Here is a 12,687-nt window from a genome sequence, read left to right on the forward strand (position 1 = left end):
AAGTTAGATAATACTGCCATGTTTCTCTAAGATAATAGTCACTAAGGACGAATAAAATAATATATTTCTTGTAAAACGTTTGCTCTAATAAATGATTGAATAATCATTAACAGAAATGGACCGAACAGAACCCCGATAAAACCCAGAAATTGATAACAAGCAAACATCGTAAATAAAAGGAGTAGTGTAGGCATTCCCATATGATGGGCGATCAATTTTGGCTCGGACACTTGCCTCTGGACAACGACTACTCCGTAAAGAATAGACAGACCAATCGCCATGCTCCAACTACCATTGAAAAAAGAAAAAATAATCCAAGGTATAAATATAATCCCTGTCCCTACATAAGGAACAATATCAACCAGGGCAAGCAGAAGGGCGGTTGTATAAGCATATTCAACTTTTAAAATTAACAAACCTACTAACACGATCAAACCAGTAATGATAACTAGAGTGGCTTGTGCTAATAAATAGCTTCCCATTGCCTTTTTCCATTCGTGAAAAACATTATTTGTAAGGTGATTCACTTTTAGAGGAAGGTACTTATCAATAAAATACATCAGACGAGGCCAGTCTTTCGTTATAAAGAAAGACGCAAGTAAAGAAAATAAGATCATAGCAAAAGCATGAGGAAGAGAAATAAAAAAATTCCGCAGTTTAGCTAGTACGTATTGTATCAACTCCCCAATTTGATTTCCTGCATTACTAAACAGCTGATCAAGGGATAAATCTATCGTTGCTCTAGTATCTGTTGCCAATCCTGCAGAAAATTTTGTTAAATCGGTAACGAAGGGCAGAATAACATTATCTATCCAAAGATGTATCACTTCTGTACTCTCTTCTATATGGGGGGGTAATATTTTCATCAAATGGGATAACCCTTGTACAAATTCAGCGATTATAAAAGTGGTCAGAGCTAGAAAAATTAAGATAAAAATACTAATAATGATCAAAGTAGCACTCGTACGATTCCAGTTCCAGTTATTCTCTAAATAGTTTACGAAAGGGAGAAACAGTAATGAAAAAGCAATAGCAATTAAAAATGGGTAAAAATAGATAATGGAGATAAGAATAATTAAAACAGTTCCTATCATTGTTCCCAGTAGTATATATACACGTCCCCATTCAATAGGTCTTCGTGAAGAACTCATTATTTGTTGTCTCCTTTAAAAAGATTTATACGTAACTAGCGTGAATAACGCGTATTCTTTTGATATGGTATTTTATGCTTGGTAAATAAAGATATGAAACAAGCTTTATTAAAATTAAGGAAATGCAAGATAATGTGTTTGTTTAGTGATATATGATAAAATATCGGAGTAAGTAGGAATAGAAAGGAAGAATTTGATGAGCCAGCCCACTATATTTATGTTGATTCTTTTAGCGATCGGATTGTTTGCTAAAAATCAATCACTTATCATAGCAGTGACATTTTTATTAGTTGTAAAATTTAGTGGTCTTGGTGATAAAATTCTGCCCATCGCTCAACAAAAAGGGATTAATATAGGAGTTACGATTATTACGATTGCAGTGCTGGTTCCAATAGTGACCGGGGAAATTGGATTCAGGGAGCTACAGGATGCTATGAAATCGTATTATGCTTGGATTGCGCTTGCCTCTGGAATACTAGTCGCAGTCATTGCTGCAAATGGCATTGAGTTGTTAAAATCAGACCCTCATATTACGGTCGCGTTAGTATTTGGAACAATACTGGCAGTTGCTGTCTTTAATGGTGTTGCCGTTGGACCGTTAATAGGTGCTGGTATTGCTTACCTAGCAATGAGAATTGCAGATTTTTTTTCTTCTTTTGGAGGTTGAAGAGCAACGGATTAATGTGAATGTATAAACAAATTAAAATAATAGTATAAGTCTGCATCTTTAATTGTTTTGAAAGTTTACGTTCACAAAAGTTTCATAAATGGTATAATAGATAGGAATAAGGTCAAATACATAGAAGATGAAGAATGTTTGAATTTCATTTCTAACAATTTACGTAACCGCTATCAATTATCTTTCGCTTAGTTTTCTTCGGTAATAGAAGAAAATGTTTACACAAAAGTATTTTAGGATAATGAATTTTAAAGGTGACTGGCGTGAATGATATTCTACCGTTCAAAATGCAGTATTGATTCATTTTTCTTTAGACCTTAGTAACCGGCTTAAAATGAGAAAAAATTATATTTCATGTAAAGGAGAGATAGTATGAGTACGACTAAAGGATTAGAAGGTGTAGTTGCTACTACGTCGAGTGTGAGTTCTATAATTGACGGAGTTTTGACTTACAATGGGTATAACATTGACGATTTAGCGGATCACGCTAGTTTTGAAGAAGTAGTTTTCCTTCTTTGGAATAAAAAACTTCCTAATAAAGAGGAATTAGACGCTTTCCAAAAAGAATTAGCAGCAGCTTCAAAAGTTCCGGACGCTGTATTAGCGCAAATGAAAACTTATCCGATTGATCAAGTACATCCGATGGCAGCTTTAAGAACAGCTGTATCTAACTTAGGATTATTTGATGAGGATGCGGATAACCAGGACAAAGATGCTAATCTTAAAAAAGCAGTCAAACTTCAAGCACAAATTCCAACAATCGTAACAGCTTTCTCAAGAATTAGAAAAGGCAAAGAACCTGTAGCACCAAAAAAAGAGTTAAGTTTTGCAGCTAATTTCCTTTATATGCTTAATGGAGTAGAACCTGATGATATTTCAGTAAAAGCTTTCAATAAAGCATTAGTTCTACATGCCGATCATGAGTTGAACGCTTCAACGTTTACTGCGAGAGTGTGTGTGGCTACATTATCTGATATGTACTCTGGAATTACCGCTGCAATTGGTGCCCTTAAAGGCCCTCTTCATGGTGGAGCAAATGAACAAGTAATGGCAATGCTCTCTGAAATCGGTGATGTTTCTAATGCAGAATCCTATATTAAAGATGCTTTAGAGCGTAAAGTAAAGATTATGGGATTTGGTCACAGAGTATATAAAGATGGAGATCCACGAGCGAAACACTTAAAAGAAATGTCTCGTCAACTTACTGAAATCACTGGAGAATCCAAGTGGTATGATATGAGTGTGAAAATTGATGAAGTTGTAACAAATGAAAAGGGACTTCTCCCCAATGTTGATTTCTATTCGGCATCCGTTTATCATAGCCTCGGTATTGAGCACGATATTTTCACACCGATTTTTGCAGTAAGTCGCATGTCCGGTTGGATCGCTCATATTTTAGAGCAGTTTGATAATAACCGTTTGATTCGTCCACGCGCTGAGTACACAGGACCAGATAAACAAAAGTGGATTCCAATGGAAAACAGATAAGATATGTTATAATTGGGTGGGAAGGGAAGAGCTATTCCTTTTCCTCTCAATAATTTAATTACATATAATTAATAGGAGGTATTTTTTTATGTCAGGACAAAAAATTACAGTAAACAATGGTGTTGTAGATGTACCAAATGAACCAATTATCCCTTATATCGAAGGTGATGGAATTGGCGCAGATATCTGGAAATCTGCATCTCGTGTAATTGAAGCAGCAGTTGAACAAGCTTATAACGGAGAGAAAAAGATCCATTGGAAAGAAGTTCTTGCTGGTGAAAAAGCACACAATAAAACAGGTGAATGGTTACCTGAAGAAACTTTAGATACAATTCGTGAATATATTATCGCGATCAAAGGGCCTTTGACTACGCCAATTGGTGGAGGATTCCGCTCGTTAAACGTAGCACTTCGTCAAGAACTTGATTTATATTCGTGCGTTCGTCCTGTTCGTTGGTTTGAAGGAGTACCTTCTCCAGTTAAACGACCACAAGATACGGATATGGTAATCTTCCGTGAAAACTCTGAAGATATCTATGCTGGAATTGAATTCCAAAAAGGTACAGATGAAGTGAAAAAACTTATTGATTTCTTACAAAATGAAATGGGAGCTACTAAAATTCGTTTCCCGGAAACTTCAGGAATTGGAATTAAGCCTGTTTCCGAAGAAGGAACTCATCGTCTTGTGAGAGCTGCTATTCAGTATGCAATTGATGAAGGCCGAAAGAGTGTAACGATTGTTCATAAAGGAAACATTATGAAATTTACAGAAGGTGCTTTTAAAACTTGGGCTTATGAATTAGCTGAAAAAGAATTCGGTGACAAAGTATTCACATGGGCTGAATATGATCGTATCGTTGAGGAAAAAGGGAAAGATACAGCAAATGAAGCACAGTCTGAAGCAGAAGCTGAAGGCAAAATTATCATTAAAGATTCTATTGCTGATATCTTCCTTCAACAAATCTTAACTCGTCCAAAAGAGTTTGATGTTGTAGCAACGATGAACCTTAACGGAGATTATGTTTCCGATGCACTAGCTGCTCAAGTAGGTGGAATCGGTATCGCTCCTGGAGCGAACATTAACTACGATACTGGTCATGCGATTTTTGAAGCTACTCATGGTACTGCACCGAAATATGCTGGACAAGATAAAGTAAATCCTTCTTCATTGCTTTTGTCGGGTGTACTGATGCTTCGTCACCTTGGTTGGGGAGAAGCTGCTGATAAAATTGAGAACTCTATGGATAAAACAATTGCAAGTAAAACTGTTACGTATGATTTCGCTCGATTAATGGATGGGGCAACAGAAGTTAAGTGCTCTGAATTTGGAGATGCTCTAATTAAAAACTTGTAAGAGTGTTAATGAAAAATAAATAAATTTTGCTTATCTACAAGCTGGATTTTATAGATAAGCAATGATAAATCCGGTGTGTGAAAGAGCTTCTGCAGTAATAGATAATTATCTGTTACTGGAGGAGCTACTCATGCATTGATGTGAGATTTTATGGTTATAACCTGTTTAAAGACTTCTTTCATAATAAACGTAATAAGAAGAGGAGTGCGATAGAGATGACAATTAAACGTAGAAAAATAACTGTTGTTGGTGGCGGTTTCACTGGGACGACTACGGCATTAATGGCTGCTCAAAAAGAACTGGGAGATATTGTTCTAGTGGATATTCCACAAAGCGAGGATCCAACGAAAGGGAAAGCTTTAGACATGCTCGAAGCTAGCCCTGTCCAAGGATTTGATTCTAATATCGTTGGTACTTCTGATTATAAAGACACTGCTGATTCTGATATCGTTGTTATTACAGCCGGAATCCCTAGAAAACCCGGGATGAGTCGTGATGACCTCGTTAGTACGAATGCAGGTATTATGAAGAGCGTTACAAAGGAAATTGTAAAATACTCACCGGATTGTTTCATTATCGTTCTTACAAATCCTGTTGACGCAATGACGTACACAGTATTCAAAGAATCAGGGTTCCCTAAAAATCGTGTTATCGGACAATCTGGGGTATTAGATACGGCCCGATTCAATACTTTTGTTGCACAAGAACTTAATGTTTCTGTGGAAGATGTAACTGGTTTCGTTTTAGGTGGTCATGGTGATGATATGGTACCTATGTTACGATACAGTTTTGCTGGAGGTATTCCTTTAGAAAACTTAATTTCCAAAGAGCGTTTAGATGCTATTGTAGAACGTACTCGTAAAGGTGGAGGAGAAATAGTTAATCTTCTGGGTAATGGAAGTGCCTATTACGCTCCTGCAGCATCTATTGTACAAATGGTAGAGGCAATCCTGAAAGATAAGAAACGTATTCTCCCTACTATTGCCTATCTAGAAGGTGAATATGGTTATCAAGATCTTTATCTAGGTGTTCCGACTGTCATTGGTGGAGATGGTATTGAGAAGATATTCGAAATCGATTTAAACAAGGATGAAAAAGCTTCTCTTGATAAGTCTGTAGATTCTGTTAAAGAAGTAATGAAACTTGTGAAATAAGTTTTCCTTTAAGAAATCCGATAATATATCGGATTTTTTTTATGAGATAAGCTAGTGTAGGTTTAGACCGGCCGAGAAGATTATAGATAAAAAAATTTTAGGATTAAATGTAGCTGATCAAGTAGTAAAAAGAGGTAAATAGGAGGAATGGCTTCATCACAAAGATGGGGCTTTTTTTTAGCAACTAGCACCTACACGCAATACATAGGTGCTACTCGTGGTGGCGAAAGATCACGCTGTACATCATAAAAGGCGCTACGCGTTTTTATGATTCAAACCATTCAACTTTAAAAATATGACTTACATTGCATACAATTAAGAATGAAAAAATTGGGAATTATTCAAAAGAAATCTTTGTGAAAGGTGCTATTTGTAGTAAGATAAAAAAGACAGTGTCACTAAAAATGTGATAAATAGCTTTGATGAATTATCAGAGAAAGCAATCTGGGGGGAACGGAAATGGCACAAAAACTACTAATTGTAGATGATGAAGAATCCATTTTGACATTACTTCAATTTAATCTTGAGCAAGCAGGTTTTCAAGTTACTACGGCCATGGATGGGAAGTTGGGACTTGAAAAAGCGATGCAGAATGCTTACGATTTAATTATTTTAGATCTTATGCTTCCAGAAATCGATGGACTAGAAGTGTGCAAAGAGTTAAGGCAAAACAAAATAATGACACCTATACTTATGCTAACTGCAAAAGACGATGAGTTTGATAAAGTTCTTGGACTCGAGCTAGGAGCAGATGATTATTTAACAAAACCATTCAGTCCAAGAGAAGTAGTTGCTAGAGTGAGAGCGATATTAAGACGTTCAGGGAAGCAGTCCTCCACAAATGAAACGGAAGTCAAATCCCTTAAATTGACCATAGGTGATGTAAATATATTTCCCGAAAATTACGAGGTATATTTAAAAGATGAGCCGTTAGAACTTACTCCTAAGGAATTTGAGTTGCTTGTTTATTTAGTGAATAACATGGGAAGAGTTCTCACGCGAGACCAGCTATTAAATGCTGTGTGGAATTATGAATTTGTCGGCGATACTAGAATTGTCGATGTTCATATTAGTCACTTACGGGAAAAAATAGAACCAAATACGAAAAAGCCGGTTTATATAAAAACGATTAGAGGATTAGGCTATAAATTAGAGGATCCGCCAAAACATGAGTAGTTATAAATATAGACTTATTTTACCACTTTCGTTGATTATCCTAATTGTACTTGCAAGCTTAGGTGCTATATTAGGCCCACTATTTAAAGATTTTTACTTAGAAGGTATGAACGACCGAATTGCAAAAGAATCATTAGTCATCGCTTATCACATAGAAGACATTGAGTTGAATGAGACAGAAGTTTTACAAAATACAGTCATTGAGTTAGCGGAACGATTAGATATTCGTATCACGATCATAGATGCGGAAGGCGAAGCATTGGCGGAAAGTACAGGTAATCTCGAAGATCAAGACAATAGACTATCGAGACCGGAAATACAAGAAGTGATCAAAAACGGTGCTGCAGGACGATCTGTGAGGGTTAGTAATACGGTTAATGAAGAGTTGCTTTATTATGCTATTCCCTTAGAGGATAATGGAGAAGTAAAGGGTTATCTTCGTTTAAGTTTAGCTATGGATGAACTAAATTCGGTGTATCAAAGTATTTGGACGCTCCTAATAGTTTCATTTTTTCTTGCATTTGTCATTATTGTTCTTTTAACAACCAAGATTACAAATCAGATGGTAAAACCAGTGGAAGAAGCAAGAAGAGTTTCTAATGAACTTGCAAAAGGGAATTTTCAAGCAAGAACGTTTGATGTTTCTGATTACCGAACAGGGGAGTTAAACCGATCTATAAATGTTCTTGCAGAGAATCTTCAACAAATAACAAATACGTATGAAATCCAACAAGAAAGATTGGAAACGTTAATTGAGAACATGGGTAGTGGGCTCATTTTGATTAACACAAAAGGAGACATTACTCTCGTCAACCGATCTTGCAAAGATATATTTGATGAGAATACAGATCAGTGGAAAAATAATCTCTATTATAAAGTAATTAAACATAAATACGTTAACAAGTTCATTCAGGAAATATTTTTATCGGAAAAAAGAACTCGTCGGCAAATAAAAATTCCTGTTGGCATATATTTCCGCCATGTTGATGTTCATGGGGCCCCGATAATTGGACATGATGAAAAGCTAAAGGGTATTGTGTTGGTTTTCCATGACGTTACGGAGTTAAAAAAGTTAGAACAGGCTAGAAAGGATTTTGTTGCTAACGTTTCGCATGAACTAAAAACTCCAGTAACATCGCTAAAAGGTTTTACGGAAACCTTGCTGGATGGTGCTATGAATGATGAAAAGCTGCGTAAAAAATTCTTAACAATCATAGCCAATGAATCAGAAAGATTAGAAGGATTAATCTCAGATTTACTGGAGTTATCAAAAATAGAAGGAGATCATTTTCAACTTAATTGGCAGAAAGTTAATATTGAGTCATTAGTTGCTGATGTTCTTTTGATTCTAAATGATAAAGCCATCGTTAAAAAAATGAGAATTGAAACAAAAATACTAGGGGATACTTGGGTAGAAGCTGATCCTCATCGTTTGAAGCAAGTACTTATTAACCTGATTGTTAACGCGATAGCTTATACACCTGAAGAAGGTGTCATCACAATCCGAGTAAAGGAACAGGCTGAAACGGTACTAATGGAAGTAGAAGATACTGGAATTGGAATTAATAAAAAAGAGATCCCACGAATATTCGAGCGTTTTTATCGAGTAGAGCGAGCTAGAAGCAGAAATTCCGGTGGGACAGGACTAGGTCTTGCCATTGTTAAACATTTAGCTGAAGCTCATGGTGCAAAGCTTTCCGTAGACAGTGATATAGGCAGAGGAACCGTTTTTCGTTTGGTCATTTTAAAAGAAAAAAAAGAATCAAAAAGTATGTGATTGATAGGAATGGACGTTAATAAAATCTTTACACGTGCACGATGTTATCTTAAACATTTCAACCTATACTAAAGGAGTCATTAGTTTCACACCCCTTTGACAGGAACAAAAGCTCTCCAAGAGTTTTTGTTCTTTTTTCATTAAATATTAGAAGGCAGTCTTCTTTACGCCACTCATGTCAACGAAAACTGACCCTTCCTTTTGAGAAACCTGGACGTAATTCATAGGTGCTACTCGAGGGACTGAAAGATCACACTAGCTTTTGTTCTTCTAGAAGCTTTCGTGATAAAATAGCATTACGGAATAGGAACAGAAAAGGGGTTAAAAAATGAAAAAATTAATTTTAATTGATGGAAACAGTATTGCATATCGAGCTTTTTTCGCGTTACCGTTATTGAATAACAATAAAGGTGTCTATACAAATGCTATTTACGGTTTTACGACGATGCTGTTGAAAATATTGGAAGACGAACAACCGACTCATATGCTGGTGGCATTTGATGCGGGAAAAACGACGTTCCGTCACTCGACGTTTAAAGAGTATAAAGGGACGAGACAGAAAACTCCGCCCGAACTTTCTGAACAGTTACCAGTAATGAGAGATTTGCTTAAAGCTTTTAATATCCAGCACTTTGAAGTTGTTAATTATGAAGCAGATGATATTATTGGAACACTCTCTACTCAAACTGCAAAAGACCCAGATTGGGATGTGAAGATTTACACTGGTGATAAAGATTTACTGCAACTCGTTACAGATAAAGTGCATGTTTCCTTAACTAAAAAAGGCATCACGAATGTAGATACATACGATTTATCTTTAGTCGATGAAAAATATGGAATCACACCTAACCAAATTATTGATATGAAAGGGTTAATGGGTGATAGTTCCGATAATATTCCCGGTGTACCGGGAGTTGGAGAAAAAACAGCTCTTAAGCTCTTGAAACAGTATAAGACAGTTGAAGGTGTATATGAATCACTTGACGAAATTTCCGGAAAAAAACTAAAAGAAAACTTAACTGAAAACAAGGAACAAGCTTTTATGAGTAAAGAGCTTGCAACGATCATGATTGATGCTCCTGTTGATGTGAAGCTAGATGCGTTGGAACTGGGAGAAAGAAATCAAGAAAAATTAATAGAGCTATTTAAAGAGTTAGAATTTGCCTCTTTATTAGATCGTATCGGTTCTGGTGAAGCAGTTGCTCAAGAAGAGATAGAGGATATGGATATTCAATTAGTGGAAGAAGTAACAGATGACATGTTAATCAGTCCATCTGCTCTCGTTATTGAAGCACTAGGAGAGAACTATCATCAAGCTGAAATTATTGGGCTATCTGTTGTGAATGAAAATGGAGCGTTTTATTTCCCAGCGGAGGTTGCGATGGAAAGTGACGTATTCAAAAATTGGGCAGCGGATCCTGACAAAGAAAAATATATCTTTAATGCAAAACGAGGAGTGGCGTTATTAGGCTGGCAAGACATTCGACTAGATGGGGTTGTCTTTGACGTGCAAATAGCCTCTTATTTGATTGACCCTTCAGCAAGCTCTCATGAAATGGCTGATATAGCGAATCGAAAACAAAGCCTTAAAGTACAAACTGATGAAGTAATCTATGGAAAAGGAAAGAAACGACAAGTACCGGTAAATGAGATATTGGCTCAGCACATCGGAAGAAAAGCCGCGGCAGTGCTTGATTTGAAACATGACTTGATAAAAGAACTTCAGGAAAATGAGCAGCAGGAATTGTTTGAGCAATTAGAGATGCCACTATCCATTATTTTAGGACACATGGAGATGAATGGTGTAACTATCGATAAAGAAGAACTGGAAAACATGGGTGAAGTGCTTGTTGGGAAATTGGATAAAATGGAATCAGAAATTCATCAGCTTGCAGGCGTGGAATTTAATATCAACTCACCGAAACAACTTGGAGAAATTCTTTTCGATAAGCTTCAATTGCCCGTGGTTAAGAAAACGAAAACAGGATATTCCACATCTGCTGAGGTATTAGAGCAGTTGAAGGACCAGCATGAAATGATTCCTCTTATCCTTCACTACCGGCAGTTAGGAAAACTAAACTCAACGTATATAGAAGGATTGTTAAAAGTAGTTCACCAGAAAACAGGAAAAATTCACACGATTTTTAATCAGTCACTAACACAAACAGGCAGACTAAGTTCTACTGAACCAAATCTGCAGAATATTCCGATTCGCTTGGAAGAGGGGAGAAAAATACGTCATGCTTTTGTGGCTGAAGAGAAAGGCTCCTATATTTTGGCGGCAGACTATTCTCAAATTGAGCTAAGAGTACTGGCTCATATATCGAAAGATGAAAACCTTGTTCAAGCCTTTAGTGAGGGTATCGACATTCATACAAAAACAGCGATGGACGTTTTTGAGGTTAGTGCTGAAGATGTTACAAGTAATATGAGACGAACAGCAAAGGCTGTGAACTTTGGTATTGTTTATGGAATTAGTGATTATGGACTTTCACAAAACCTTGGTATTACTCGTAAAAAAGCAAAGGTGTTTATTGAGCGTTACTTTGAAAGCTATCCTGGAGTGAAAGATTATATGGAGAACGTTGTGGAAGAAGCTCGAGAAAAAGGGTTTGTAACAACGATGCTTAATCGCAGACGATATTTGCCTGAACTTACGAGCCGTAATTTCAATCTGCGAAGTTTTGCAGAAAGAACAGCGATGAACACGCCTATACAAGGAAGTGCAGCGGATATTATCAAAAAAGCGATGGTAGATATGGCAGAAAGATTAGAAAAAGAGCAAATGGATTCGACCTTACTATTACAAGTGCACGATGAACTTATTTTTGAAGTTCCAGAAAAAGAAATAGAAAAAATGAACAAGATTGTTTTAGATGTTATGGAAAACGCTGTAAAGCTGAATGTTCCACTAGTAGCAGATGTCTCGTATGGTGCAACATGGTATGATGCAAAATAAGAAAAATAACCTTTGTTTTGTTCAAAACGTAAAAACCCTTGAATGGAACTTAGAAGCTATTAGAGAAGGTGACAGAAATGCCTGAATTACCAGAAGTAGAAACAGTGAAACGGACGTTAGCTGAATTAGTAATAGATGAAACCATTGAATCAGTTGAAGTAGGCTGGCCAAAGATGATTAAACATCCCGATGATGTTCAGGAATTTAAGATAATGTTAGCAGGACAGACGATTAGATCCATTGCAAGAAGAGGAAAGTTTCTACTCATATACTTGGATGATTATACATTGGTTTCTCATTTGAGGATGGAAGGGAAATATGGAGTGTATCCATGTGAGGAAGAAGTAGCGCCACATACTCATGTGCGTTTTCGCTTTAAGAGTGGAAAGGAATTAAGATACGGAGATGTCAGGAAATTTGGAACGATGCACTTGTTTCCGATTGGAACTGAATTAGAGAGACTGCCATTGTCCCAGCTAGGACCAGAACCATTGACGAGTGAATTTTCCAAGGAAGACTTATTTGCTAAACTGCACCGCACGAACCGGGCAGTAAAATCAGCACTGTTGGATCAGACAATTTTAGTAGGACTAGGCAATATTTATGTTGATGAAGCACTCTTTCAAGCAAGAATCCATCCTGAGAAACCAGCTAGTAATGTAACCATTACAGAATGTGAACGTTTATACATTGCGATTAGAGGCACCCTTCAGGCAGCTGTTGATATGGGAGGTTCTTCAATAAAGTCTTATGTCAACGGACAAGGTCAAATGGGAATGTTTCAGCAAAGCCTTCATGTTTACGGACGTAAGGGAGAACCGTGTCATGATTGCGATACTTCGATCATAAGGACTGTGGTTGGAGGCAGAGGTACGCATACGTGTCCAATCTGCCAGCCGAGTTAATTTTAAGCAAAACGTGCTTGTAGCTAATTAGAGTAAAATCTAGT

The 12,687-nt window shown here is 36.7% G+C and carries 9 protein-coding genes; 8 read left to right on the forward strand and 1 reads right to left on the reverse strand.

The window, feature by feature from the left end; genetic code table 11:
* Positions 1–41 precede the first annotated feature (41 nt).
* A complete protein-coding gene (ytvI, locus tag CEF18_RS01695) occupies positions 42–1,151 on the reverse strand; it encodes a sporulation integral membrane protein YtvI (RefSeq protein ID WP_110934877.1) in 1,110 nt (369 codons plus the stop codon).
* A gap of 196 nt (positions 1,152–1,347) precedes the next feature.
* On the opposite strand from ytvI, the gene CEF18_RS01700 reads away from it, so the two are divergent.
* The 8 genes from CEF18_RS01700 to mutM all read left to right on the forward strand — a co-directional run bounded on the left by CEF18_RS01700 (position 1,348) and on the right by mutM (position 12,643).
* The gene (locus CEF18_RS01700) at positions 1,348–1,818 is read left to right on the forward strand and encodes a DUF441 domain-containing protein (protein ID WP_110934878.1); all 471 of its coding nucleotides are present in this window, start codon (positions 1,348–1,350) and stop codon (positions 1,816–1,818) included.
* 384 nt (positions 1,819–2,202) lie between these two features.
* Complete coding sequence (gene citZ, locus CEF18_RS01705; RefSeq protein WP_110934879.1) at positions 2,203–3,318, forward strand: citrate synthase; 1,116 nt, start codon at positions 2,203–2,205, stop codon at positions 3,316–3,318.
* 88 nt (positions 3,319–3,406) lie between these two features.
* Positions 3,407–4,672: an NADP-dependent isocitrate dehydrogenase gene (gene icd, locus CEF18_RS01710; protein ID WP_110934880.1), complete on the forward strand. Its 1,266-nt coding sequence runs from the start codon at positions 3,407–3,409 to the stop codon at positions 4,670–4,672.
* Between the two features lie 215 nt (positions 4,673–4,887).
* Positions 4,888–5,826 (forward strand): malate dehydrogenase, encoded by a 939-nt coding sequence (gene mdh, locus CEF18_RS01715; protein WP_110934881.1) that lies wholly within the window; start codon positions 4,888–4,890, stop codon positions 5,824–5,826.
* A 459-nt stretch (positions 5,827–6,285) separates the two neighbouring features.
* Complete coding sequence (locus CEF18_RS01720) at positions 6,286–7,002, forward strand: response regulator transcription factor (protein WP_110934882.1); 717 nt, start codon at positions 6,286–6,288, stop codon at positions 7,000–7,002.
* Positions 6,995–8,779, forward strand: a complete 1,785-nt coding sequence (gene pnpS, locus CEF18_RS01725; protein ID WP_110934883.1) for a two-component system histidine kinase PnpS — start codon at positions 6,995–6,997, stop codon at positions 8,777–8,779. The genes CEF18_RS01720 and pnpS overlap by 8 nt, the downstream gene beginning before the upstream one ends.
* 328 nt (positions 8,780–9,107) lie before the next feature.
* Positions 9,108–11,738: a DNA polymerase I gene (polA, locus tag CEF18_RS01730; protein ID WP_110934884.1), complete on the forward strand. Its 2,631-nt coding sequence runs from the start codon at positions 9,108–9,110 to the stop codon at positions 11,736–11,738.
* Positions 11,739–11,815: 77 nt separating this feature from the next.
* Positions 11,816–12,643, forward strand: coding sequence for a DNA-formamidopyrimidine glycosylase (gene mutM / locus CEF18_RS01735; RefSeq protein WP_110934885.1), 828 nt, complete (start codon positions 11,816–11,818; stop codon positions 12,641–12,643).
* The last annotated feature ends 44 nt before the right edge of the window (positions 12,644–12,687 follow it).

It is taken from the genome of Salipaludibacillus neizhouensis (genome assembly GCF_002886185.1).
Taxonomy (GTDB): Bacteria; Bacillota; Bacilli; order Bacillales; family Salisediminibacteriaceae; genus Salipaludibacillus; species Salipaludibacillus neizhouensis.

Coding starts and splice junctions, on each gene's coding strand:
- mdh (WP_110934881.1), top strand. CDS start 4,888: ATGACAATTAAACGTAGAAAAATAACTGTTGTTGGTGGCGGTTTCACT.
- icd (WP_110934880.1), top strand. CDS start 3,407: ATGTCAGGACAAAAAATTACAGTAAACAATGGTGTTGTAGATGTACCA.
- citZ (WP_110934879.1), top strand. CDS start 2,203: ATGAGTACGACTAAAGGATTAGAAGGTGTAGTTGCTACTACGTCGAGT.
- mutM (WP_110934885.1), top strand. CDS start 11,816: ATGCCTGAATTACCAGAAGTAGAAACAGTGAAACGGACGTTAGCTGAA.
- ytvI (WP_110934877.1), bottom strand. CDS start 1,151: ATGAGTTCTTCACGAAGACCTATTGAATGGGGACGTGTATATATACTA.
- polA (WP_110934884.1), top strand. CDS start 9,108: ATGAAAAAATTAATTTTAATTGATGGAAACAGTATTGCATATCGAGCT.
- CEF18_RS01720 (WP_110934882.1), top strand. CDS start 6,286: ATGGCACAAAAACTACTAATTGTAGATGATGAAGAATCCATTTTGACA.
- pnpS (WP_110934883.1), top strand. CDS start 6,995: ATGAGTAGTTATAAATATAGACTTATTTTACCACTTTCGTTGATTATC.
- CEF18_RS01700 (WP_110934878.1), top strand. CDS start 1,348: ATGAGCCAGCCCACTATATTTATGTTGATTCTTTTAGCGATCGGATTG.